Below are 23,390 nucleotides of genomic sequence, written 5' to 3' on the forward strand. Positions count from 1 at the left end.
TGTGCACGGCTCAGGCCACGCGTCGGCAGTCCGCGGGCAGTTCTTGGCCAATCCAGCTCAGACGGACCTCATCAATCTCGATCCATGCGGCGCTAGTGGGCCTGTCGATGCTGCTGAGCAGCATGCGGCAGCGACCGTGCTCGTCGAGTAGGGCGAAATGGCGGGGCGTGCGGCGGCGCAGCAGGGAAAGGAGCTGTCGCATGATGATCTGCACTCATGGTGATTGTCGTGCCGCCGTTATCGCAAAGCCCTGTGACAACTGCGTGAAAAGGAACGGAGCAGCAGCGCCGCCGGTCTGAATCGCATCACTGTCGGCGCGCTGTGCCGGTGGGTATACTGCGCCGCATTCATCGCCCCTAACCCTGGAGAAAACAGCATGCTGCAACGCCTGTTGTTCGGTCTTGTCACCGTTCTTGGAATGAGTCTGGTCGGTTGTGCCCATAGCCCGCAGCAGCTCGATCCGAACCCCAAACTCAACGGCACCATCAACCCCGTTGGCCAGGGACAGCCTGTGGTCGTGCGCGTGGTCGATGCACGGCCTTCGCCGACCCTCGGTACCCGTGGTGGTCTTTATCCGGAAACCAGTGCGGTGATCGTGCCGAGTGCCAAGGTAATCCCCAAGCTACAGGCCCAAGCGGAAGCTGCCGTACGACTGCTCGGCTTCACGCCCTCGCCGAATGCCTATAACGCACCGCAGCTGACGCTGACGCTGGCCGAGCTGAAGTATCAGTCGCCGAAGGAAGGCCTGTACGTTACCGAGGCGAATATCGGTGCGACGCTGAAGATCGAGGTGCAGAACGCCGGTAAGCGCTACAACGGCCGCTATGGCGCGTCGCTGAACCAGCGTTTCGGTATGGCGCCGAACGAGCAGACCAACACCAAGCTGGTCACCGACGTGTTGAGCGACGCCCTGACCCGGGTCTTCCGCGACGACAACATCGGTCGTCTGTTGGCGGAGTAACTCGCGAGCAGCGCGCGCGTCTCACCGAGACTGTCGCTCCGAAAACCCTGCCGTGGCTGAGCCTGGCAGGGTTTTTTATTTTTCATGGCGCAAAAATGAAGACGCCCCGCGTTAACGGGACGTCGGTGCAGCCGATCGAATCAGCGCACGCCGGAGTTGCGCAGGGCAGCTGGGGTGTACTGGTTGGAGTTGGCCTTGTAGTTGTAGGTGTAGGGGTTCTTCTCTTCGTTCTTCATACCCATGACCAGGTAACGGCCGGAGATGAGGTCGTAGAGGGTTTCCATCGAGTACAGCGGAACCTGAACGTTATAGAAATGCAGGTTGTGCGCTTCGGCCACGCGCCAGAGTTGGTTGCGACCGTCGTAATGATCGATCACCGCAGCCTGCCAGGTGTCCTCGTCGATGAAGAAATGGCGCTTGGCGTAGATATGGCGCTCGCCCGTCTTTAGCGTCGCTTCCACTTCCCACACGCGGTGCAGCTCGTAGCGGGTCAGATCCTGGTTGATGTGGCCGGGCTTGATGATGTCGCTGTACTTGAGCTGCGGCGAATCCAGGCGATAGGCGTTGTACGGGATGTACAGCTCTTTCTTGCCGATCAGTTTCCAGTCGTAGCGGTCCGGCGCACCGTTGAACATGTCCAGGTTATCGGAGGTGCGCAGGCCGTCGGCTGCAGTGCCTGGGCCGTCATAGGCGACCTGCGGGGCGCGGCGCACACGGCGCTGGCCGGCGTTGTAGATCCACGCCATGCGCGGCTCCTTCACCTGATCCAGCGTTTCGTGTACCAGCAGCACGTTGCCGGCCAGGCGAGACGGCTCGGTTACCTGCTGCTTGAAGTAGAACAGCACGTTGCCGTGCTTCTCCGGTTTGTAGTCGGTCAGGGTGTCGGTGTAGACCACCTCGTCGACGAATTTGACCAGGCTGAAATTGCCGTTCACCTGTGGCGTGGCCTGGGCGATCACTCGACGTGCGGAGCCGCCGCGATAGCGGGTGATATGGTTCCAGATGACTTCCATGCCATCTTTCGGGATCGGGAAAGCAATGGCTTTCTCAAAGTTCTCCAGGCCGTTGCCGCCGCGGACCATGTTGGTCTGCGTGGCGTTGCGCGCTGCTGCGTCATACACCTGCTGCGGCATGGCGGCGCTGCGCCGGGTCTCGTAGACCGGCAGGCGGTAGCTCTCCGGATAACGCTTGAACATGGCGATCTGGCCAGGCGTCAGATTGTCCTTGTACTGCTCGAAGTTCTTCGCCGTGATGGTGAATTTCGGCTTGTCGTTGGGATAGGGGTCACCGACGAAACCGTCGGCAGAGACCGCCGCGGCATCCTGCGCCAGCCCGCCGGTCCACGCTGGAATGGTGCCTGCTGCGTTGCCCGCTTTCTCCGCGCCGACCGGCGTCAGATCGTTGCCCAGACGCGCTGCTTCCGATTCGGACACCGCTGCCATGACATTGCTGGCCAGCAGTGAAAGCGTGAGCGCTCCGGTGGTGAACATTGTTATTTTCATTATCTCGTCCTGTCGTTCTGAATAGCTGATTCCCCGTGGCGCCCGATGACAGCGGACGCCGAGTGATACGGCATAGCGAGATGTGCCGGCAGTGCCCTTCGCCAGGAAGGTCTGTTCGCTGATCAAGCGGGCTTGGTCTCAGCAATACCAAATGATGGTTGGCTGCCGTCCCCGCACACGCTCTAGTACGCCGTTTCGAGGTATGCCGAGGGTGCGGGTGAGCCTGGCCATTAGTCAAGGCCGAGCGGTGAACACTGCGTCATAAGTTGGGCTGATGGTGGTGTTGAAGCGGCGGCGGTTTATCGGGAAGTCCAGACTCGGCGCGAGGGTATGGGTACACTGCGCGGCTGCCTGCGGCTTGCGAAAGTGGAGAGTTGAATGGTTTTACATGCGCAGTTGGGGATCGTGATTGCCCCTGCATTTATTGTTAACGGGTTGGCGCTAATGTGCGCGCTTTGCGGCGGCTGGTTGCTGGTCGCTACCCAGCGGCGGCAGGCACGTGCCCTGCGAAGAACAGTGGTCGCGCAGGCAGCGAGTGATCTGCGCGATACCGTAGCGGGCGATACCACGACGCAGCGTATCAATCAGGTGTTCTATCGATTCGGCTGGGCCGGTCTTCTGCTGGGTTTGAGTCTGTCGGTGGCTTCGCAGCAGCTGTGAGTCCGCCCCGGAATGGCGGGAGGGCAGGGCCCGCTGCACGTGCTGCGGGCCCCTTATCCTTCAGGGCTCAAGCCCTGCGTTCAGACGGTATTGGTTACGTACCGGCGTAGCGTACTGCTGAATCAGATAGGGCTGCTGCACGCTTGGACAGGCGGCCAGGCGCTTGCTCCACTCCGCTTCGGCGCGCTCCACTTCCTCCCGGCTAAATAGCTCAGCTGCGCTGGGTACCTGGATCTCTGGGTCCTGGTCATCCCACAAGCGATAGGCCAGGTAGTGCACCGGAAACAGCCGGTAGCTGCCGAGAATCTGGCGATCCACCATCAGCGCCATCTGCTTCGCATCTTCCGGCACGCTTTCGATCGGCGTGCAGAAGGCGATGTGCACACGGCCTTTGTAGCCCGTGATGCCCAGGGCAATGCTGGCGTCGTCCTCACCCGGGGCCTTGCTGTAGGTCCCGGTGGTGGCTCGGATGTACAGCTCGCGTGCCTTGGCCTGATCGCATGGATCGTATTCGTAGCTGATCGCGACCGGCACTGGCCGCAATGCCTCGAGCGTTTCGGCGAAGGCTTCGTCCTTGCGGCTCATGTGCAGCATCTTGAGGATCGCCGAATCGGTGCGGTCGTCGCCGTCCTTGGCGCGGCCCTCAGCCTGCGCGATCCATACCGACTCGCCATCGTTGCGGATTGAGTGGTTGATGTAGGCCGACAGCACTTGGTAAGCGGCGAGCTTCTCGCGACGGCCGGTGATCGAGCGGCGCACGATAAAGCTCTTGTTCAGGCGCATCAGATCGCTGACGAACGGACGTTGCAGCAGGTTATCGCCAATGGCGATGCGCGGCGTGCGGATGCCGGCCTGGTAGACCGCGTAGTTGACGAAGGCCGGGTCCATCACGATGTCGCGGTGATTGGCCAGGAACAGATAGGCGCGGCCCTGCTGTAGGCGTTCCAGTCCGGAAAATGTAACGCCGTCGGTGGCGCGCTCGATGGTGCGGTCGACGTATGCCTCGATCTTGTGTTGCAGCGCGTCCACCGTATGGATACTGGCGAACTGGCGACGTAGCCGACGTGAGATGACCGGTTTGATCAGCCAGCCCAGGCTGTCGGCCAAGCGCGGGAAGCGGAAGTGCGCCAGAATGTCGAGAAACTCGCGATCGGCGAACAGGCGCGCCATGACCGTCGGTACTTCGGCATCGGCGTAGGGTCGGATGGCTTCGAATTCGTCCATCATGCTCTCTGTTAAGGAAACGAGGAACGGGCCGGTGCAACGGATTCAGTTCGCGGAACAGACCGGGGCCGGCTGGCTCATACTCATCGAGTAAGTGGCTGGTTCGGCTGATTGTCCGTGAAGTCTGCAAACGGCCCAGGGTGCCCAATTACGGGCACGCCGAGTCAGTCTTTTTGATAAAGGTCCGAATCGATGACCCTTAAAGACGGCGATTATAGCGGCAAGTCACGCGGAGGTTTGATGCTCGAAACACAGGTCTTCATTTGCCCCTACTGCGGCGAGCCGGTCGAGGCCGTGCTCGACCTCAGTGCTGGGGATCAGCAATACATCGAGGACTGCGCGGTTTGCTGCCGGCCGGTGGTTTTCGATCTGCGGACGGACGGTGAGCAGTGGCAGCTGGAAACCTTGAGGGAGGACGAATGATGCGGCGCATCTACGAGCCACGCGATCTGCTGGAGGCGGAGATGCTCAGCGGTATGTTGGTCGCCGAGGGTATCGAGGCATTCCTGGCCGGTAGTCACCTGATCGGCGCCATGGGCGAGCTGCCTGCGGCAGGCTTGCTCGGGCTCATGGTGCCCGACGAGGATGCCGAGCGGGCGCGTCAGCTGATCGCTGCGTACAATGGCGCCGAGCCGTTGCCGGGGGATGAGCCGGAGAGTTACCCCGGCGAACTGATCTGCTGACGAGTCTCTTTTATGTGTGGTCGCTACGCCTTTTTTCGCTGGAGCCAGGACTTCGCCGCCTTGCCTGGTTTCCCGTCCGACCAGCAGCCGCACTGGAGTCTCGCCCCTGGTGCTTCGGTGCTGTTACTGCGCCAGGTTGATGCGCAGTTGCAGCTCAGTCGGGTGCGCTGGGGGCTGACTCCCGCCTGGCTGAGCGACTTGACTCGGACGCCTGCCCAGGCGCGTGCGGAAACCGTTGCCGAGCAGCCGATGTTTCGCGAGGCCTTTCGTCTGCGGCGCGGGCTGCTGCCCGCCAACGGCTTCTACGAGTGGCGCGGCTCCGCGCGCAAGCGCCCTTACTGGATGACCAGCGAAGGCTCACTGATGTACCTCGCCGCACTTTGGGAGGCCTATCCGGTTCAGGGGCATACCTACCTGAGTGCTGCTGTAGTGACGCTGCCCGCGGCTACGCTGCGCCGGCCGCTGATCCTCGATGAGGCCGGGCAGGCCGCCTGGCTCGATCCAGAAACACCGCTCGAAGCGTTGCAGGCGCTAATGGCTCAGGCCCAGCCAGCGTTGCGCGAACGGCCGTTGGCCACGTTGGTGAACGATCCGCGTCTCGACGGGCCGGAGTGCCTGACTCCGGCCTGATCGAGCAAGTCGAGAGTGCGCTGGGCCGTTCAGACTCTGAACTGGTTGATCAGTCGGCGCTGCTGCTCAGCCAGACGCGTCAGCCCGGCGCTGGCCTGGCTGGCCTCGTCGGCACCGGCAGCTACCTGCTGAGCGACCTGGCCGATGTTGGTGACGTTGCGGTTGATGTCTTCGGCTACGGCACTCTGCTCCTCGGCGGCGCTGGCGATCTGATTGTTCATGTCGTTGATCAGTGAGACCGCCTGAGTGATCGCCTGCAGCGCTTCGGCAGCGGCATCGGCCTGTTCGACGCTGCGTTGCGTGCGGTTCTGGCTCTGTTCCATCACCTGCACGACATCGCGGGTGCCGCCTTGCAACTGCTGGATCATCTGCTGGATCTCGCCGGTCGCCTGTTGTGTCTTCTGCGCCAGGTTGCGCACCTCGTCGGCCACCACCGCGAAACCGCGGCCTTGCTCCCCAGCTCGGGCAGCCTCGATCGCGGCATTCAGCGCCAGCAGGTTGGTCTGCTCGGCGATATTGCGTATGGTCACCAGAATGGCGTCGATGTTCTCGCTGTCGCGTGCCAGGGTCTGGACCACGTCCACGGCACGACCAATTTCGCCGGCCAGCTCGGTGATGGTGGCGCCGGTATCCTGAACGATGTGCCGGCCCTGATTGGCTGCCCGGTCGGCATGGTTGGCAGCTTCTGCGGCCTGGGTTGCATTGCGCGCGACATCCTGCGCCGTTGCGGTCATCTCGTGCACGGCGGTGGCGACTAGCTCGATCTCGGCCAGCTGCGTCTGCACACCCTTGTCGGTACGGATGGCGATATCGGCAGTGTGCTCGGACGCATCGCTGACCTTCTGCACCGAGCCGACGACCTCGCCGATCATGCCCTGCAGGCGCGTGAGGAAGGTATTGAAGCCTGTAGCGATCTGGCCGAGCTCGTTGCGGCTGTCGATGTGCAGGCGCTGGGTCAGGTCGCCTTCGCCCTGGCCTATGTTGTCCAGCATCACCACCATGTCGCGCAGTGGGCGGGTGATGCGTCTACTGATCATCCAGATAGCCAGCAGACCGACAAAAGCGATAACCACGCCGATGATCAGCATGGTGGCCAGGTTGTCGCGGCTTTCCTTCCCGAGTGCCGCCATCAGTTGATCCAGATCCTTCATCACCTCGGCGATCGGTAACTCCAGCATCAGCACCCAGCGGGCGTCGGTGCCGTCAAAGGAAAAGGGCAGGAATAGCGCGACATGGCCATTCGCCTGGTCGATCTGATAGTGGGTCTGACCGGCTGGCAAACGCTGGACCAGCGTCTGTTCCTCGGCGTCGAGGATCTGCGCAGCGGGCTTGCCGATCAGGCTCTTGTCGCTGCTATAGGCAGCCAATCGCCCATTGTTCGAGATCAGCGCGATCTCGCCCGCACCGCCGTAGAGCTGTGCATTGGCATCGCTTAGCAGTTGCTGGATAAAGTCGACGCTGATATCAGCGCCCACGATTCCATGGAATTGACCGTCAACCAGAATCGGCGCATTGAACGAGGACAGCAGGTATGTCTCGCCGTTCATTTCGTACGGGGCAGGGTCGCCGACGCACGGCTTGAGCCGCTCGCGCGGGCACAGATAGTACTCACCGGCGCGTACGCCGGTATCGAGCAGTTTGGTGTCCTCGATGTCAGTGAGGCGATCGACCTTCAGTTGGCCGCTGCTGTCGCGGTATATCCAGCTGGCGAAGCGGCCGTCGAACATGCCCGGCTCATCGCCGCGATACATCAGGTCATTGGCATCCACGCCGTTGGGTTCCCAGGCGATATAGGTACTGGTGAGATTGGGGTTCTCGATCAAAGTCTGGCGTGCCAGATTGATCAACTCCTCGCGCCTGAGGTTGGCCATCGGCATGCCATCGTCGCCGGTCAGGCCGGTGAGCGTATGTACCCTCGCGAGGCCTGTGGCGATCTGCAGGGGCGCCTGCAGTTGTGCCTGGATGCGGTTGACCTGCGCCTGAGCCAGGGCCGTGACGCGCTGCTCGACCATGCTGTCGATCAGCGTGCGGGTACGCTCTTCGACCAGCGCTTGGCTGCGCATGCCCGACGCCATCGCATAGAGCAATAGCGCCGCGATGACGGCCAGGGTGCAAGCACCGGCCAATGCGGCGAAGGCGGTCTGGATGGATCGGAACATGGCGGTACTCCAGTTGCGCAGCGGATAGCCAGGTTATCGGCAGGTTTTGCGACAACTGCAGCGGGGCGGCCGGTTGCCTGACCGCTGGTGCCGATCTAGGATACGGCGCAGGTTTTCCGGAGAGACTCGATGTTCAAGCCGCGCACGTTATCCATGCTGATCGCCGCCACCGCGCTGGCCGGCTGTCAGGCCGTCAACACCACCAGCGGTGGTGCCGTGGGGGTCGAACGTAAGCAGTACATGTTCAGCATGCTGTCGACCGAGCAGGTCAACCAGATGTACGCCCAGTCCTACCAGGAGACGCTCAGTGCGGCATCGAGCAAAGGCGTACTGGAGAAGAACAGTGCGATCTCCAAACGGGTCAACGGCATTGCCCAGCGGCTGATCGCCAAGGTGCCGGTGTTCCGGCCGGATGCCGCGCAGTGGGACTGGGAGGTCAACGTCATCGACAGCCCGGAGCTCAATGCCAACTGTGGCCCGGGCGGCAAGATCATCTTCTATACGGGACTGATCGAGAAGCTGAAGCTCACCGACGACGAGATCGCGGCAGTCATGGGGCACGAGATCGCTCACGCATTGCGCGAGCACGGGCGTGAAGCCATGTCCAAGGCCTACGGCGTGCAGATGGCGACTCAGGTGGGTTCGGCCATGGGCGTTGGCACCGGTGGGCTGCAACTGGCCAACATGGGCGTCGAGTACCTGATGACCCTGCCCAACAGCCGCGGCAACGAAAACGAAGCAGACCTCATCGGTCTCGAACTGGCAGCGCGCGCGGGTTACAACCCGAATGCGGCGATCACGCTATGGGAAAAGATGGGGTCGGCCGGCGGCTCGGCACCGCCTGAGTTCATGAGCACGCACCCGTCGTCTTCCACCCGTACCGCGGCGCTGAAGGCGAACATTCCTAAGGTGATGCCGCTCTACGAGCAGGCCCGTAGCGGCCGCTGAGCGATGACTTGTCGCCGGCCGCTCAGGCCGGCGACAGCAATGTCGAAAGGGGCGTCTCGATGCCCAGTTGCTGATGCACGCCTTCGAGGTCGACGAGCGTGTAGATTTCCTCGATGTCGCCGGCCGGGTTCAGCGTCCAGACGCTCATGGCGGCAATCGCGAGAATCTTGTCGGTGACCGAATAGCCGAACAGCGGCGTCGCCAGGGTTCCCATCACCGTGCTCGAGGTGACCACCTTGTGGCCCTCGCAGATGCACTCATCCACCACCACTTCCAGATCCGGCATGGCGGTGCGCACATTGCGCACCAGCTCGGCAAAGCCTGCGCTGTTCAGCGGTTGGCCGATGAGTGAGCCCTTGTAGGCGAAATATTTGCTCTGCATCTGTTCGGAGAGGGCCAGGCGACCCTTGTTCCAGCTCAGATCGATATGGTTGCAGACTCGTTTCTTGCGTCCATCCGCTGACATGCAGCCTGATCTCCTCGGGGGCGCTGATGGTGCGCTGCGGTAGCGCACTCTATCAGCTCCCCGGTTGCGCAGATTTGCGCTGGGTATCAGCCTGAGACAATCGTGCCCATGGTCAGCGCCTGATAGACGGCGTAAAGCGCGAGTGCGGCGAAGCCGGCCGCTGCGACCCGGCGGATCAGCGTCAAAGGCAGCCGGTCGGCGGCGAAATGACTGATCAGTACCACGGGGACATTGGCCAGCAGCATGCCTACCGTGGTGCCGAGAATGACCAGGATGAATTCCGGGTACTGCGCGGCGAGCATCACTGTGGCGACCTGAGTCTTGTCGCCCATCTCGGCAATGAAGAAGGCGATGGTCGTCGCGACGAAGGGACCGTAGGGGCGGCCCAGCTTGGCATCGTCGTCATCCAGTTTGTCCGGCACCAGGGTCCACAGCGCGACGGCGGCGAAGCTTGCCGCCAGTATCCAGCTCAGCGCCACCGGCGAGAGCAGGCTCGATACCCAGCTGCCGACCGCTCCTGCAGCGGCATGGTTGGCCAGCGTGGCGACGACGATGCCACAGATGATTGGCCATGGCCGCCGATAGCGCGCGGCCAGCAACAGCGCGAGCAGCTGCGTCTTGTCGCCGATTTCGGCGAGAGCAACGATCAGAGTAGGGACGAAAAACGATTCCAAGCGGCATTCCTTTAGGGCGGGTCGACAGATTCACCATGACATGCGCAGCCTGCCCGCCCGGTCAGGTGTACATGTCATGGGTCTTGTCAAACCTGGCCTGGCGTATCGTGACGCGCTGGCCGGTCGCATGCGCCATGGTCTGCGGACCAAGTATGTTGACGCATGCCGGACGAGCAGGGCGCTCGTCGGAGACTACTCCCCCAAGGACGGCGGCGAGTTTGCCGCAACCGGTGAGTCAGTGCAACCGCCGCTCGCCGGTGTCATGCACGCACGGCACGATAGATACGGAAGCCGTTGCGCTCGATGATGGTCTGGCAGGCACCGAGATGCTGCTCGATCAGTGGCGGATAGCGGAGAAATGCGTTGGCTACCAAACGTAGCTCACCACCGCTGACCAGGTGCTCGGACGCGCGTTCGATCAGCGTTTCGCTGGCCTGATAGCTTGTGTGCACACCTTGGTGGAATGGTGGGTTGCTGACGATAGCCGTTAGTTGCCGAGGTGCGGCGTCGATGCCATCGCCGGCAATCACTTCAGCTTCGAGCCCGTTGGCGGCGAGCGTCCGGCGACTGCTCTCGACGGCGAAGGCGTCGACGTCCAGCAACACCAGCTCGCTTTGTGGATAACGGCGTTTGAGCGTGGCGCCGAGAATGCCGGCGCCGCAGCCGAAATCGAGTACCCGCCCACCGGGTAGATTGTCGAGGTATTCAAGTAGCAGGGCGCTGCCGACGTCGAGTCGCCCGTGACTGAATACCCCTGGCAGGCTGATCACCTGCAGCGGTCCGTCTTCCAGCTCCAGCGTGAAGTGGTGCGCCAGTGCGTCGAGCTGCGGGGCGGCCGGTGTCTGTTCGATCTCGACCTGCCAGAGCTGGCAGTGGCGCGCGCTGTCGAGTTTGCGGGACCGGCCGAGCCTTGCCAGTTGTTTCGCGGCGCGTTCGATGCCGGCGCGTTTTTCCCCGACCAGATACAACGGACGCCCGGCGAGGCGCGTCGCCAGCGCCTGTAGCAGGTAGTCGGTCAGTTCGCGGGATTTCGGCAGAAATAGGACGGCAGCGTCGAACTCGCCCGGCGGTGGAGCGACGCCAAAGCTGCAGCGTCCATTGAAGCGTCTTTCCAGCGTTTGCAGCTCGCCGGCATGCCAGCTCCAACCGCTAGCGGCGGGAAGCTGGCCGAGCAGATCGTCGGCGGGCAGACCGGCCAGCAGCAGCCGGCCTTGAAACAGCTCGGCCTGGCGCAGCAGCACTTCGCTTCGAGGGTCCATCGGCGTCTCCCGGAAAAAGTCGGGGAGCTTAGGGGCTATGGGCGTTTCCTCGCAAGCTGACTGCGCTGCAGCCCAGGCCAGTGCTCAGTTCACTTGACGAATTGGTGCTCCGGCGAAGAAGGCTGCTGCGTTCTCGGCGAGTTGGCCGACGATGCGCTGGCGCGCCTCGCGGCTGCCCCAGGCGCTGTGCGGGGTGATGATCAGGCGTGGCAGGTCCGGAGCCAGCAGCGGGTTATCGTCGCGTGGCGGTTCGCTGGTCAGCACGTCTGTGGCGGCGCCACCCAGGTGGCCGCGGCGCAGGGCATCGGCCAATGCCTGTTCGTCGACCAGGCCACCACGAGCGGCGTTGATCAGGAACGCGTTCGGCTTCATCAATTGCAACTCATGCGCACCGATCAGATTGCGCGTTTGTTCCGTCAGCGGGCAATGCAGGGTCAGTGCATCCACCTGTGGCAGCAGATCGTCCAGATCCAGGCGTTCCGGACGCCTCGGCCGTCCCGGCAGATTGCCGACCAGCACGCGCATGCCGAACGCCTCGGCCAGCCGCGACACGGCACTGCCGAGTTCGCCATGGCCGAGCAAGCCGAGGGTCTTGCCTTCCAGCTCGACGATGGGAAAGTCCAGCAGGCAGAACTGCCCGCTTTCCTGCCAACGACCGCGGGCGACTGCCGCCTGGTAGTCGGGCAGGCGCGTGGCCAGTGCCAGCAGCAGCATCAAAGTGTGCTGGGCGACGGTAGGGGTGCCGTAGGCCTGGCAGTTGCAGACGACGATGCCGCGCTCGCCGGCAGCCTGCAGGTCGATGTTGTTGACCCCTGTGGCGGAGACCAGGATCAGCTTGAGATCGGGACACGCCGCCAGGGTGTCTGCATTCAGCGCGACCTTGTTGACGATGGCCACCTGCGCGCCTTGCAGGCGTTCGACAATCTGATCCGCTGTGCTTTGCTCGTGACAGACGAGTTCACTGAACGCGCTGTGCAGTGGGGTCAGATCGAGGTCGCCTTGTTCGAGCGGAGAAAGATCGAGGAAAACGGCGCGACTGGACATCAACTGTACCTTTCGAAGAAGCCGGGGCTGATCGACAATGAAACCCGGCATTGCGTGGATAATGAATTGTGTACTGGATGGAATTTATGACCGTGGCTCTGGTGCATCTGCTCGCGGTGGCCAGCCCCGGACCGGATTTCGCGGTGGTGGTCCGCGAAAGCGTGACTCAGGGCCGCCGTGTCGGAAGCTGGACGGCGCTAGGTGTCGGCTGCGGGATATTCGTCCACGTTGCCTATTCCCTGCTCGGCATCGGCCTGATCGTCTCGCAGTCGATTGTGCTGTTCAACCTCTTCAAGTGGCTTGCGGCCGGCTATCTGCTCTACCTCGGCTGGCGCGCGCTGCGTGCACGACCCATGAGCCTGGATACGGCAGACGAGGACGGCACAACGTCGGATCGCTCACGCTGGCAGGCGTTCGTCGTCGGCTTCGTCACCAATGGCCTGAACCCCAAGGCGACGCTGTTCTTCCTTTCGCTATTCACCGTCGTGATCAACCCCGATACGCCGCTGCTGGTGCAGGCCGGCTACGGCGTCTATCTCGCCGGTGCCACCGCGCTGTGGTTCCTGCTGGTGGCCTGGCTGTTCAGCCGAGGCCGCGTGCGGGCTGGCTTTGCGCGAATGGGCCACTGGTTCGACCGGCTGACCGGCGCCGTGCTGATCGGACTTGGCGTGCGCCTGGCGGTAAGCGAGATCGGTTAACACGCTGAAACGAGGTGCGCGGAAAATAATCCTTTGGACTGATTTTGCGTGGGGGCGGACGCTCTAGAGTGCTGTTTAGAACTCCAACAAGAACAGGACGCCCCTCATGCTGCAGACCCGTGTCATCAAGCCCGCGGCGAACGCCTACCAGTATCCCCTGCTGATCAAGCGCCTGCTGCTCTCCGGCGTGCGTTACGAGCGCACCCGCGAGATCGTCTACCGTGACCAGCTGCGTTACGACTACCGCACCTTGAATCAACGTGTCGCGCGGTTGGCCAACGTGCTGACCGCAGCCGGCGTCAAGGCAGGCGACACCGTGGCGGTGATGGACTGGGACAGTCACCGATATCTGGAATGCATGTTCGCCATCCCGATGATCGGTGCCGTGGTGCATACCATCAACGTGCGGCTCTCGCCGGACCAGATCCTCTACACCATGAACCATGCCGACGACCGCTTCGTGCTGGTCAACAGTGAATTCGTGCCGTTGTATCAGGCGATTGCCGGGCAGCTGACAACCGTGCAGAAGACGCTGCTGCTCACCGATGGCGACGTGCACGACGCCGGCCTGCCGGATTGCGTCGGCGAGTACGAAAGTCTCCTGGCCGCCGCCGAGCCGAGCTACGACTTTCCCGATTTCGACGAGGACTCGGTTGCCACGACCTTCTACACCACCGGCACCACCGGCAACCCCAAGGGCGTCTACTTCACCCATCGTCAGCTGGTGCTGCATACCCTGGCTGCCGCAGTCACCGTCGGTTGCCGGGAGAATCCTCGGCTGATGGGCTCGGACGACGTCTACATGCCGATCACGCCGATGTTCCATGTGCATGCCTGGGGTTTGCCCTACGTCGCCACCATGCTCGGCCTCAAGCAGGTCTATCCCGGGCGTTACGATCCCGAGTACCTGATCGACCTATGGCGTCGTGAGCAGGTGACCTTCTCCCATTGCGTGCCGACCATCGTGCAGATGCTGCTCAATGCCAAAGCGGCCCAGGGCACCGATTTCAAGGGCTGGAAGATCACCATTGGCGGCAGTGCACTGACCCGCGGGTTGTATGACCAGGCCAAGGCGTCCGGTATGAACCTGATCGCCGCGTATGGCATGTCCGAGACCTGCCCGCTGATCTCCGGTGCGCACATCAATGATGAGTTGCTCGAAGCCGACGAGGATACCCGCAGCACTTTCCACCTCAAGGCCGGCGTGCCGGTGGTACTGGTCGATGCGGCGATCCAGGCGGCGGATGGCAGCTTCCTGCCGGCGGATGGAAGCTCCCAGGGCGAGCTGGTGCTGCGTGCACCCTGGCTGACCCAGGGCTATTACAACGAGCCGGAGAAGAGCGAAGAGCTGTGGGCTGATGGCTGGCTGCACACCGGCGACGTCGCGGTGATCGACGAGATGGCCAATATCGAGATCCGAGACCGCATCAAGGATGTGATCAAGACCGGCGGCGAGTGGCTGTCTTCACTGACCCTCGAAGGACTGATCAGTCGTCACGAAGCGGTGCGCGACGTAGCGGTTGTCGGCGTGCCGGACGAGCGCTGGGGTGAACGGCCCTTCGCGCTGGTGGTACTGGGCGAAGGTCGCGAACTGAGCGCTGCCGACTTGCAGACCTTCCTTGAGCCGGCGGTGGTCGAGGGGCATATCAACAAGTGGGCGATCCCGCAGCAGATCGCCGTGGTTAGCGAGATTCCCAAGACCAGCGTCGGCAAGCTCGATAAGAAGCGCATCCGCGCTGAGATCGCGGGTTGGCAGAAAGAGGGGAGCGACGAGCAGACCTCGCTCAGCTAAACGAGGTCGTGTATCGGCTAAACGCCCGGTAGCGTCCGTTCCCGGAAATGCCGGGCGCCTGATACCAGGTGATCACCGCCGCGATCGGCCTGAACCGTCGCGGCGGGCAATCGCTGTCGATCCGGGCAGTTGCCTGAAGCCGGCCCACTCGGCAAGCTGCCTTCCCTGCGCGCCCGCGCAGCGAGAGATTGCCAAGCACCCGAGGGACGTCATGGCTGCCACCCAACCGATGTTGATTCGCGAAACCTTCCCCGTCGGCCCTTTGCAGTGCAACTGCACGATCATCGGCGATCCTGTCAGCAAGAAAGCCATCGTGGTCGACCCGGGTGGCGATCCTGAGCTGATCATGGCGCGCCTCGAGGCTCATGGCCTGAAGGTGGTGAGCATCATCCATACGCATGCGCATCTGGATCACTTTCTGGCCTCCGGCAAGATTAAGGAGCAGACAGGCGCGACGCTGCATCTGCATAAGGCCGATCAGTTTCTCTGGGACAATCTGGAGATGCAGTGCCGGATGTTCGGTGTGCCCTATACGCCGGTGCCTGCGCCGGACCAATGGCTTGCCGATGACGAGGAGCTGGCCTGTGGCTGTGGCGTGGCGCTGCACACGCCGGGGCATACCCCAGGCTCGATGAGCTTCTGGTTCGCCGATGCCAAACTGCTGATCGCTGGCGATACGCTGTTTCGCCGAGGCATCGGCCGCACGGACCTGTGGGGCGGCGATTACCCCAGTATCGAGTGTTCCATCAAGCAGCGCCTCTACACGCTCGATGAGGATGCCACCGTCGTCACCGGCCATGGCGCGGATACGCGATTGGGCGACGAAATGCGCGAGAACCCCTTTGTGCGTGCCTGATGCGCCGAGCCGTTGGACCGGTTCTGTAGCACGGTTCCTATCCTTACCGGTGGGCGATGGTAATCTAGCGCGGCATTCAGGGCCGTACTCCTGGAACCGTGCCCTGGTAACTGACGAGAGAAGGAAGTACCTATGAAAATGCTGAACATGACCGCTCTGGCTGCGGGCGTTGCGCTGCTGGTCGGTTGTACCACCAATCCCTATACCGGCGAACAGCAGGCCGGCAAGGCGGGCGTTTATGGCGGGATCGGTGCCGTCAGCGGTGCGGTCATCGGTGCGGCTACTTCTAGCAAGAAGGACCGTACCAAGGGTGCCCTGATCGGTGCCGCAGTCGGTGGCGCTGCCGGCGGTGGCTATGGCTACTATGTCGATACTCAGGAAGCGAAGCTGCGTCAGACGCTGCAGGGCACCGGCGTTCAGGTTCAGCGCAACGGCGATAATCTCACTCTGATCATGCCAGGCAACATTACCTTTGCCAGCAACTCGGCAGATATCTCCAGTAGCTTCTATCCGACGCTGAACTCGCTGGTACAGGTCTTCAAGGAGTTCAACAAGAACGGCGTCGATATCGTTGGCCATACCGACAGCACCGGCTCGCTCCAGCTGAATCAGGACCTGTCCAACCGTCGCGCGCAGAGCGTGGCCTCCTACCTGGTTTCCAACGGCGTGGCGCCTGCGCGGATTTCCTCCTACGGTGCAGGTCCAAGCCAGCCGATTGCCAGCAACGATACTGCTGCCGGCCGGGCGCAAAACCGCCGCGTCGAGATCAACCTGCGGCCGTTGTAATCGCTAATAGACTGCGGGACTGCAATGGTCCCGCGGTTGACGAAAAACAGACGCCATCAATCCGCTAATCCTTTTTCCCCATTGAACCTCTCTGCGCTATTCGAATCTGACATTGGATAGCACGCCAGTAGTGGCACAGAGGAGGTCGAATGGATGATCGTCCCGCTCTCCATTCCCGCAGGTCCTGGTTGCCATTACTGGTCGCACTGGCCCTGATGGCGGGGCTGGGTGGATGGATTGGCTGGCAATGGCACGTCCAGGAGCAGCGCAGCAAGGTCGAACAGGAGCAGCGCTTCACCTTCGCTGTCGATGATATCGAGCACACCCTTCGCGAGCGGATGCGTGCCTACGAGATGGTTCTGCGTGGGCTTGCCGGTGTAGTGGCGGGCAGCGACGAAGTAACAGCGGACGATTGGGCGCGCGCGGCAGACCAGCTGCAGCTGCAGGACTTCTATCCCGGCATCCAAGCCGTTGCGCTGGCGCGCTATGCGACCCCGAAAACCCTGAACGCCATCATCGAGCAGATCCGTAGCTCTGGCCGCGAGCGCTTCCGTATGTACCCGCTGGGTGATCGCGAAGAGTACGTCGTGACCGATTACATCCACCCCACTGATTGGCGTAACCGGCGGGTGCTTGGCTTCGACTTGTTCAGCGAGGCCACCCGTCGTGAAGCGATCATCAGCACGCGCAATAGTGGCAATCCGGTACTCACCGGGCCGTTGCGGCTCAAACAGGAAACCGAGCAGAACGTTCAGGTTGGCGTACTGCTGTTCTTTCCTATCTATGCTGCGGCAGCGCCGGTTACCACCGAGGAAGAGCGTCAGCGCGCTTTCATCGGGACCTTGCACGGTGCGTTCCGCCTGACCGACCTGATGGAAGGCATTCTGGGTTCGCGCAGCCGGATGCTGCAGCTTCAGCTGTTCGATGCCGCCAATCCTGATTCGCCGCTGCTTGCGGGGCGAGCACCGGTCAGTGCCAACGCCAGGTTCCAGCGCATTCGCAACATCTACATGTATGGCCGTAGCTGGCAGCTGCAGGTAGCGAGCACGCCGGAATACGAGGCCGTGCTGCGTGACAACAACCGGGCGTTTAGCCTGGCGGCCGCGCTTACCGCTGCGGCTCTGTTCTCTCTGCTGATAGGTGGCTACCTGTATTTGCGCGAGCGCGCACTGCGTAGTAGTCAGGCGCTCAGCCTGCAGTTGCAGGAACGAGAGGCGCGTTTTCGCCAGTTGATCGAACAGTTGCCGGTAGCGACGTTGCTCTGCAATGCCGGCGGTCGCATCGAGTTGGCTAACCAGAGTGCCGGACAACTGCTGGGTAGCAGCCCGGATCTACTGGCTGGCGAGCGGGTGAGCCGCTACGTTCCCGGAGTACTGGGGGAGCAAATCCTCGGGCAGCTGCGTGAAACCAGCCAGCTCGAGTTGCAGGCCCAGCGTGACAATGGCAATCCGATACCGGTCGCGGTCAGCCTGACCAGCTTCAGCCATGACGATGCGCTGTATTACGTGCTGAACCTGCTCGATCTTCAGGCGCGCAAACGAGACGAGGAGCGTTTCCGCAATGTCGTCGAGGCGTCTCCCAACGCGTTCGCGCTGGTCGACAGCCGCGGCGATATCGTCATGGTCAACCGGCAGACCGAGCTTCTGTTCGGCTACACCCGCCAGGAGCTGCTCGGCCAGCCCGTGGAGCTGTTGCTGCCTGAAGCGCTGCGGGAGGCGCATCGTGGTCTGCGTCAGGGCTATGCCGAGCACCCCGAACCGCGGCGGATGGGCGGCAACCGCGAGCTGTTCGGGCGTCACCGTGACGGCAGTGCGCTGCCAGTGGAAATCGGTCTGTCACCCATGCGCAGTGGTGACGAGCAGCTGGTTCAGGCGGTAATCATCGATATCAGCCATCGCAAGGCTGCTGAGCGCCGCCTGCGTGATCAGGCCGATCAGTTGGCCGTGGCCAACCGCTACAAGTCCGAATTTCTCGCCAACATGTCCCATGAGCTGCGCACACCGCTCAACAGCATTCTGATTCTCAGCGATCAGCTGCGGCAGAACAGTGCGGGCAACCTCAACGAGAAACAGGTTCGGCATGCCGACATCATTCACCGCGCCGGCCATGAACTGCTGCAGCTGATCAACGATGTGCTGGATCTTGCCAAGATCGAATCCGGCCACATGCAGCTCAAGCTGGAGCCGTTGAACCTGCGCGAACTCCTCACCGAGCAGGAGATATCGCTCCGGCCGATGGCCGAGCAGAAAGGGCTGCAGCTGAAGGTTGTCGTCGATCCCGATGTGCCGCTTACGCTGAATTCCGATCGCGCACGGCTGCAGCAGATCCTGCGTAACCTGCTGACCAATGCGTTGAAGTTTACCGAGCAGGGCGAGGTGGAACTGCTGGTGAGCTGCCGCTCCCTCGACGATGGCGCGACCCAGGCGCTGCAGCTGCAGGTGCGCGATAGCGGCATCGGCATCGCCAAGGATCAGCACGAGCGGATTTTCCAGGCGTTCCAGCAGATCGATGGTTCGATCAGCCGTCATTACGGCGGAACCGGGCTGGGGCTGGCGATAACCCGTCAGTTGGTGGAAGTGTTGGGCGGGCAGGTGACCGTTGACAGTGAGTTGGGCCAGGGTGCGACGTTTACTGTTGTATTGCCGATCGCCTCGACATCCGGCGCCGCGGAACCGGCGCCGCTTCAGCTTCAACCGCAGCGGCGTGGCCGTGGCCCGGGCCTGTTGATCATCGAAGATGATACGGATTTCGCCTCTGTGGTGGCCGAAGTTGGGCAGAGCCATGGCTTCACCAGCCTGATCTGCAACACCGGCGAGCAGGGGCTCGAAGCGCTGAGACGCGAGCATTTTGCCGCGGTGATCCTCGACATTCTGTTGCCGGATATCAGCGGCTGGCAGATCCACCGCGAGTTGCGCGGTGACGAGCGCCACCAAGGCATGCCGGTGATCATCATTTCCTGCGTACCGCAACCGCATGACTGGCACGACAATGGCTCGCGCTATCTGGTCAAGCCGGTCGCCCAGGCCGAGCTGGAGCGCATCTTCATCGAACTGGCACGGCACGAACACAACCCGCTGCGTCTGCTGCTGGTGGAAACCGATCCGCGGCGCCGGGTTCTGATCCGTGATTACTTCGAGCGGCTCGGTTACAGCGTCACGCTGGCCGCGACGGGCGATAGCGCGCGGCTGGCCTATGCCGAGCAGGCGTTTTCTGTCGTGGTGGTGGATAGCGAGCTGGGCGACGACCACGGGCTGGATTTGCTGGATGCCTTGGAACGCCTGCGTTCGCTGCAGGGCGTCACGGTGCTGGTGAACAGTCGCGAGCCACTGTCGGAAAGCGAGTTGCAGCGCTTGCGACGCTATTCGGCAACTGAGCTGTCCAAGGAGGAAGCGATCGAGCGTCTTGGCGCGCTGATACGTCCGGAGCCTGCGGCGCCTGCCCCGAGTGCCGCAGCTTCGCTGCAGTTCGCTGCCCCTGGTCAACGTGTGCTGCTGGTCGATGAAGATGTGCGGTTGATCTACTCGCTCACCGCTCTGCTGGATGAGCTGGGCTTGCACGTGGTGCCGGCGACCAGTGTCGAAGAGGCATTGCAGCGTTTCGACGAGGATGCCTTCGATCTGGTAGTGCTGGACATGGGGCTGCCCGGCGCGGAAGGTCCGGAGTTGGCGCGACGGCTCAAGTCGGAGCTTGACTGTAAGGTTCCGATCGTAGCGCTGGTAGGTGCTAACGATGAGGGGGCACGCGAACGGTGTATCGCTGCTGGTGCCGATGAGGTGCTGGTCAAACCGGTCGAAGCGACCGCCCTGCGTGAGCTGCTAGGACGCTGGCTGGAGCTGCTATCAGATATGGACGAGGCGGGAAAGGAGTAACAGTTGGTGCAGGCTGAACAAGACAGTGCCATGGCGGTAATCAGTCTATCCGGCATTCGAAGCGTGCTTGCTTCGAGAGGCGCACGTTGCCGGAATTTCGGCTTGGATGGCTTGGAGATCGGCGAATAATGCAAACGCAGCTTAAGCCCAGGTCCCGCAGTCGTACGCTGCTGGTGGTGGATGACCGCGAAGCTAATCTGGTGGCGATGGAAGCGCTGCTGGGTGACGGCGACTGGCAGGTGCATACGGTCAATTCCGGCGAAGCGGCGCTCAAGGCGCTGCTGGAGCTGGATGTCGAGCTGGTGCTGCTGGATGTGCAGATGCCTGGCATGGATGGCTTCGAGGTCGCCAGGCTGATGCGCGGCAGCCCGCATACGCGCTACACGCCGATCATCTTCGTTTCGGCAATCGCGCATACCCGTGATTCTGTGCTGCGCGGCTACGCCACTGGAGCGGTGGACTTCATTCTCAAGCCGTTCGACCCGCAGGTACTCAAACACAAGATCAACACCTTGCTCGCCCATGAGCACAATCGCCGTGATCTACAACTGCTCACCCAGCAACTTGACAGTGCCCGCGCCTTTAACGCCTCGGTGCTGAGCAATGCGGCGGAAGGGATTCTGGTGGTCGGCGAGGACGGCTACATCAGCTTTGCCAATCCGGCCATCGCCGGAATGCTGCACCGTCGCGTCGAAGATCTACAGGGTACGCCGCTGCTTTCACATCTGGCAGCACCGGAAATGCCGCCCAGTTGGCATGAGTCGGACTTCTATCGCTATTGGCGCAGCGGCTCGACGTACCGCCTGCATGAGGCGCAGCTGCACACTGCCAAGGGCATGCCGCTGCCGGTGGCGCTGTCGAGTTCACCACTGCCGCGCCAGCAACGCTCGATGGTGGTGATCGCACTGGACATGTCGGTGGTGCGCAACCTGCACGTTCAGCTGGAGACGCAAGCGGTCACCGATTCGCTGACCGGCTTGCTCAATCGGCGCGGTTTCCATCAGGCGCTGGAGTCCTCGCTGGCGCGGGTCGACCGCAACGGCAAACGCATGGCGATCCTTTATATCGATCTGGATGGCTTCAAGCGCATCAACGATTCTCTCGGCCACGATGCAGGCGACGAAATCCTCTGCAAGGTGGCGCGTCTGCTGGAAACCTGCATGCGCCCCTACGACATCATCGCGCGTATGGGCGGGGATGAATTCACCGCGCTACTGGATTCTCTGGATCATCCCGAAGACGCGGCACGGGTAGCCGAAAAGCTGATCGAGCTGATTTCGGTGCGACACAAAGTCGACGGCACCGAGGTGACACTTGGCGCCAGTATCGGCATTGCGCATTTCCCCGACTGTGGGGTCAGCGTCGACCAACTGCTGCGCTCGGCGGACATGGCCATGTATGAGGCCAAGCGTGCCGGCCGCCGGCAATACCGCTTCTTTTCCAGCGACATGAATGAGCGGGCGCATGCCCGGCTGATGATGGAGGAGAACCTGCGCAGCGCCACCGAACGCAACGATTTCGAGCTGCTTTACCAGCCGCAGGTCATGCTCGCCAGCGGCAAGCTCAGAGGCTTCGAAGGCTTGCTGCGCTGGCCGCAGGGCGATGCTGGCGAAAACACGCCCGGCGTGTTCATTCCATTGCTGGAGGAGACGCGTCTTATCGAACGAGTCGGTGACTGGGTGCTGCGTGAAGGCATGAACCAGTACGGCCAATGGATGCCATCGTTTGGTGCCGATCTGATTCTCAGCCTGAATGTCAGTCCGGTGCAGTTCAGCCGTGCCGGCCTGTTCGATTCGCTTCGGCGGCTGCTCGATGAATACAAGCTCAACCCGGCCCAGCTGGAGCTTGAAGTCACCGAGGGAACGCTGATGCAGGACCTTGAGCAAAGTTGCGACAAGCTGCGCCAGCTTCGCAATCTTGGCGTACGGGTGGCGATCGACGACTTCGGCACCGGTTATTCATCCCTGGCCTATCTGCGGCATTTCGAGCTGGATACGCTGAAGATCGACCGACTGTTCATCGCCAATATGCTGGATTCCCCGCGTGATGCGGCGGTCGTCAGCACCATCATCGATCTGGGACGCAACCTGGAGCTGGAGGTGGTAGCTGAGGGTGTTGAAACCGTCGCGCAGCGCGACTGGCTGATAGCGAACGGTTGCGATGTCATGCAGGGCTTTCTGGTTTCCCCTGCGGTAAGCGCCGAACAGGCCGGCGCGTTTCCTTCACAGCTCAGCTGGTAGCCCCGCCGAGCGGCGTGGTGTCACTCAATGCTGCACGGGGAACTGCTCATGCAGCTGCGCCAGCTGCGTGTCCTTTTCGCTCCAGAGTTCGTTTACCCACTGCTGGAGCGCCAGCCGGTACGCTTCGTCCTGGTCATAGTTTCTGCCGATGAACTCTGCCGGGACCGGCTGCGCCTGAACCCGCACCACCACCTGATGAATGTTGCCGGCAAGCAGATCCCAGAAGCTCGGGCGGCCGTCGGGGTAGTGGATGGTGATATTGATCAGCGCTGTCAGCTGTTCGCCCATGGCGTCAATGACGAAGGCAATGCCGCCGGCTCGGGGCTTCAGTAGGTAGCGGTACGGTGAGGCCTGCTCGGTGTGCTTACCCTCGGTAAAGCGCGTGCCTTCGAGGAAGTTGAACACCGAAACCGGATTGGTCCGATAGCGCTCGCAAGCCTTGCGCGTGGTCGCCAGGTCCTCACCGCGTTTCTCCGGGTACTTGGCCAGGTACTCCTTGCTGAAGCGCTTCATGAACGGGAATTCCAGCGCCCACCAGCACAGGCCGATCACCGGAACCCAGATCAGCTCCTGCTTGAGGAAGAACTTGAGGAACGGCATGCGCCGGTTGAGCTGGTACTGCAGCACGAGGATATCCGCCCAGCTCTGGTGGTTGCTGGTCACCAAGTAGGAGTGATGCATGTCGACCTGATCCAGCCCCTGCACGTCCCAGCGGATCGGGCGAACCAGATCCATCCAGAAGCTGTTCATCGCGATCCAGGACTCGGCGATCCAGTGCATGCCGAAGCGCAGGCTGCGTTGCACTGCTGGAATGGGAAGCGCCAGTTTGAGCAGCGACAGGGCGAACAGCGGCCAGCACCAGAACAGGGTATTGAGTGCCAGCATCAGGGCGGCGAGGCTGCCGCGCAGTGGAGCGGGGAGGAAGCTCAGCATGAAATT

At 62.2% G+C, this 23,390-nt stretch carries 21 protein-coding genes and 1 riboswitch; of the genes, 12 read left to right on the top strand and 9 right to left on the bottom strand.

All coding sequences use genetic code 11. From position 1 onward, the window contains the following. Positions 1–10: 10 nt before the first annotated feature. Complete coding sequence (locus UIB01_RS04915; RefSeq protein ID WP_038657424.1) at positions 11–202, bottom strand: hypothetical protein; 192 nt, start codon at positions 200–202, stop codon at positions 11–13. 174 nt (positions 203–376) lie between these two features. Between UIB01_RS04915 and UIB01_RS04920 the strand changes: the two genes are divergently transcribed. Further along, positions 377–961 (top strand): YajG family lipoprotein, encoded by a 585-nt coding sequence (locus UIB01_RS04920; protein ID WP_038657426.1) that lies wholly within the window; start codon positions 377–379, stop codon positions 959–961. 140 nt (positions 962–1,101) lie between these two features. On the opposite strand, the gene UIB01_RS04925 is transcribed toward UIB01_RS04920, so the two are convergent. Continuing rightward, positions 1,102–2,451 (bottom strand): DUF1329 domain-containing protein, encoded by a 1,350-nt coding sequence (locus tag UIB01_RS04925; protein ID WP_038657428.1) that lies wholly within the window; start codon positions 2,449–2,451, stop codon positions 1,102–1,104. Positions 2,452–2,841: 390 nt separating this feature from the next. Here UIB01_RS04925 and UIB01_RS04930 point away from each other — a divergent pair, with 390 nt between their 5' ends. After that, entirely contained in the window at positions 2,842–3,123 is a 282-nt protein-coding gene (locus UIB01_RS04930; RefSeq protein ID WP_038657430.1) for a hypothetical protein, read from the top strand. Positions 3,124–3,183: 60 nt separating this feature from the next. Here UIB01_RS04930 and UIB01_RS04935 read toward each other — a convergent pair whose 3' ends face one another. Next, positions 3,184–4,350, bottom strand: coding sequence for a 1-acyl-sn-glycerol-3-phosphate acyltransferase (locus UIB01_RS04935; protein WP_038657431.1), 1,167 nt, complete (start codon positions 4,348–4,350; stop codon positions 3,184–3,186). A gap of 237 nt (positions 4,351–4,587) precedes the next feature. Between UIB01_RS04935 and UIB01_RS04940 the strand changes: the two genes are divergently transcribed. The 3 genes from UIB01_RS04940 to UIB01_RS04950 are packed head-to-tail and all read left to right on the top strand — an operon-like array spanning position 4,588 to position 5,660. Next, complete coding sequence (locus UIB01_RS04940) at positions 4,588–4,770, top strand: CPXCG motif-containing cysteine-rich protein (protein WP_038657433.1); 183 nt, start codon at positions 4,588–4,590, stop codon at positions 4,768–4,770. Further along, entirely contained in the window at positions 4,770–5,030 is a 261-nt protein-coding gene (locus UIB01_RS04945) for a putative signal transducing protein (protein WP_038665417.1), read from the top strand. Before UIB01_RS04940 ends, UIB01_RS04945 begins: the two co-directional genes overlap by 1 nt. A 12-nt stretch (positions 5,031–5,042) precedes the next feature. Further along, the gene (locus tag UIB01_RS04950; RefSeq protein ID WP_038657435.1) at positions 5,043–5,660 is read left to right on the top strand and encodes an SOS response-associated peptidase; all 618 of its coding nucleotides are present in this window, start codon (positions 5,043–5,045) and stop codon (positions 5,658–5,660) included. Between the two features lie 29 nt (positions 5,661–5,689). Here the strand turns inward: UIB01_RS04950 and UIB01_RS04955 are convergent, their stop codons facing one another. Beyond that, complete coding sequence (locus UIB01_RS04955) at positions 5,690–7,819, bottom strand: methyl-accepting chemotaxis protein (protein ID WP_038657436.1); 2,130 nt, start codon at positions 7,817–7,819, stop codon at positions 5,690–5,692. A gap of 129 nt (positions 7,820–7,948) precedes the next feature. On the opposite strand from UIB01_RS04955, the gene UIB01_RS04960 reads away from it, so the two are divergent. After that, entirely contained in the window at positions 7,949–8,767 is an 819-nt protein-coding gene (locus UIB01_RS04960; protein WP_038657437.1) for a M48 family metallopeptidase, read from the top strand. A 22-nt stretch (positions 8,768–8,789) separates the two neighbouring features. On the opposite strand, the gene UIB01_RS04965 is transcribed toward UIB01_RS04960, so the two are convergent. From UIB01_RS04965 to UIB01_RS04980, 4 genes are all read right to left on the bottom strand, one after another. Further along, entirely contained in the window at positions 8,790–9,233 is a 444-nt protein-coding gene (locus UIB01_RS04965; RefSeq protein ID WP_038657438.1) for an ester cyclase, read from the bottom strand. 86 nt (positions 9,234–9,319) lie between these two features. Next, on the bottom strand, positions 9,320–9,907 hold the full coding sequence (locus UIB01_RS04970) for a TMEM165/GDT1 family protein (protein ID WP_038657440.1): 588 nt from the start codon (positions 9,905–9,907) through the stop codon (positions 9,320–9,322). A gap of 89 nt (positions 9,908–9,996) precedes the next feature. After that, positions 9,997–10,113: riboswitch (yybP-ykoY riboswitch) on the bottom strand. Between the two features lie 54 nt (positions 10,114–10,167). Next, entirely contained in the window at positions 10,168–11,166 is a 999-nt protein-coding gene (locus UIB01_RS04975; protein WP_038657442.1) for a methyltransferase, read from the bottom strand. A gap of 84 nt (positions 11,167–11,250) precedes the next feature. Next, positions 11,251–12,210 carry a 2-hydroxyacid dehydrogenase gene (locus tag UIB01_RS04980; protein WP_038657444.1) on the bottom strand — a complete coding sequence of 320 codons (960 nt, stop codon included), beginning with the start codon at positions 12,208–12,210 and terminating at the stop codon, positions 11,251–11,253. A gap of 68 nt (positions 12,211–12,278) precedes the next feature. Here UIB01_RS04980 and UIB01_RS04985 point away from each other — a divergent pair, with 68 nt between their 5' ends. The 6 genes from UIB01_RS04985 (at position 12,279) to UIB01_RS05010 (ending at position 22,451) form a co-directional block, all read left to right on the top strand. Beyond that, positions 12,279–12,908: a LysE family translocator gene (locus UIB01_RS04985; protein WP_038657446.1), complete on the top strand. Its 630-nt coding sequence runs from the start codon at positions 12,279–12,281 to the stop codon at positions 12,906–12,908. Positions 12,909–13,014: 106 nt separating this feature from the next. Next, positions 13,015–14,700, top strand: coding sequence for a fatty acid--CoA ligase (locus tag UIB01_RS04990; protein ID WP_038657448.1), 1,686 nt, complete (start codon positions 13,015–13,017; stop codon positions 14,698–14,700). 211 nt (positions 14,701–14,911) lie between these two features. Then, entirely contained in the window at positions 14,912–15,556 is a 645-nt protein-coding gene (locus UIB01_RS04995) for an MBL fold metallo-hydrolase (RefSeq protein WP_038657450.1), read from the top strand. Positions 15,557–15,688: 132 nt separating this feature from the next. Further along, a complete protein-coding gene (locus tag UIB01_RS05000; RefSeq protein WP_015277946.1) occupies positions 15,689–16,342 on the top strand; it encodes a YiaD family glycine zipper/OmpA-like lipoprotein in 654 nt (217 codons plus the stop codon). A 149-nt stretch (positions 16,343–16,491) separates the two neighbouring features. Then, on the top strand, positions 16,492–20,211 hold the full coding sequence (locus UIB01_RS05005; protein WP_038657451.1) for a CHASE domain-containing hybrid sensor histidine kinase/response regulator family protein: 3,720 nt from the start codon (positions 16,492–16,494) through the stop codon (positions 20,209–20,211). Positions 20,212–20,336: 125 nt separating this feature from the next. Further along, entirely contained in the window at positions 20,337–22,451 is a 2,115-nt protein-coding gene (locus tag UIB01_RS05010) for a two-component system response regulator (RefSeq protein ID WP_038665420.1), read from the top strand. Between the two features lie 24 nt (positions 22,452–22,475). Here the strand turns inward: UIB01_RS05010 and yihG are convergent, their stop codons facing one another. After that, positions 22,476–23,384, bottom strand: a complete 909-nt coding sequence (yihG, locus tag UIB01_RS05015; RefSeq protein ID WP_038657452.1) for a 1-acylglycerol-3-phosphate O-acyltransferase, YihG family — start codon at positions 23,382–23,384, stop codon at positions 22,476–22,478. Between the last annotated feature and the right edge of the window lie 6 nt (positions 23,385–23,390).

Source organism: Stutzerimonas decontaminans, from assembly GCF_000661915.1.
In the GTDB taxonomy this organism is placed as follows: Bacteria; Pseudomonadota; Gammaproteobacteria; order Pseudomonadales; family Pseudomonadaceae; genus Stutzerimonas; species Stutzerimonas decontaminans.

Coding starts and splice junctions, on each gene's coding strand:
- UIB01_RS04980 (WP_038657444.1), bottom strand. CDS start 12,210: ATGTCCAGTCGCGCCGTTTTCCTCGATCTTTCTCCGCTCGAACAAGGC.
- UIB01_RS04915 (WP_038657424.1), bottom strand. CDS start 202: ATGCGACAGCTCCTTTCCCTGCTGCGCCGCCGCACGCCCCGCCATTTC.
- UIB01_RS04950 (WP_038657435.1), top strand. CDS start 5,043: ATGTGTGGTCGCTACGCCTTTTTTCGCTGGAGCCAGGACTTCGCCGCC.
- UIB01_RS04925 (WP_038657428.1), bottom strand. CDS start 2,451: ATGTTCACCACCGGAGCGCTCACGCTTTCACTGCTGGCCAGCAATGTC.
- UIB01_RS04975 (WP_038657442.1), bottom strand. CDS start 11,166: ATGGACCCTCGAAGCGAAGTGCTGCTGCGCCAGGCCGAGCTGTTTCAA.
- UIB01_RS04930 (WP_038657430.1), top strand. CDS start 2,842: ATGGTTTTACATGCGCAGTTGGGGATCGTGATTGCCCCTGCATTTATT.
- UIB01_RS04965 (WP_038657438.1), bottom strand. CDS start 9,233: ATGTCAGCGGATGGACGCAAGAAACGAGTCTGCAACCATATCGATCTG.
- yihG (WP_038657452.1), bottom strand. CDS start 23,384: ATGCTGAGCTTCCTCCCCGCTCCACTGCGCGGCAGCCTCGCCGCCCTG.
- UIB01_RS04940 (WP_038657433.1), top strand. CDS start 4,588: ATGCTCGAAACACAGGTCTTCATTTGCCCCTACTGCGGCGAGCCGGTC.
- UIB01_RS05000 (WP_015277946.1), top strand. CDS start 15,689: ATGAAAATGCTGAACATGACCGCTCTGGCTGCGGGCGTTGCGCTGCTG.
- UIB01_RS04960 (WP_038657437.1), top strand. CDS start 7,949: ATGTTCAAGCCGCGCACGTTATCCATGCTGATCGCCGCCACCGCGCTG.
- UIB01_RS04995 (WP_038657450.1), top strand. CDS start 14,912: ATGGCTGCCACCCAACCGATGTTGATTCGCGAAACCTTCCCCGTCGGC.
- UIB01_RS04955 (WP_038657436.1), bottom strand. CDS start 7,819: ATGTTCCGATCCATCCAGACCGCCTTCGCCGCATTGGCCGGTGCTTGC.
- UIB01_RS04935 (WP_038657431.1), bottom strand. CDS start 4,350: ATGATGGACGAATTCGAAGCCATCCGACCCTACGCCGATGCCGAAGTA.
- UIB01_RS05005 (WP_038657451.1), top strand. CDS start 16,492: ATGGATGATCGTCCCGCTCTCCATTCCCGCAGGTCCTGGTTGCCATTA.
- UIB01_RS04990 (WP_038657448.1), top strand. CDS start 13,015: ATGCTGCAGACCCGTGTCATCAAGCCCGCGGCGAACGCCTACCAGTAT.
- UIB01_RS04920 (WP_038657426.1), top strand. CDS start 377: ATGCTGCAACGCCTGTTGTTCGGTCTTGTCACCGTTCTTGGAATGAGT.
- UIB01_RS04945 (WP_038665417.1), top strand. CDS start 4,770: ATGCGGCGCATCTACGAGCCACGCGATCTGCTGGAGGCGGAGATGCTC.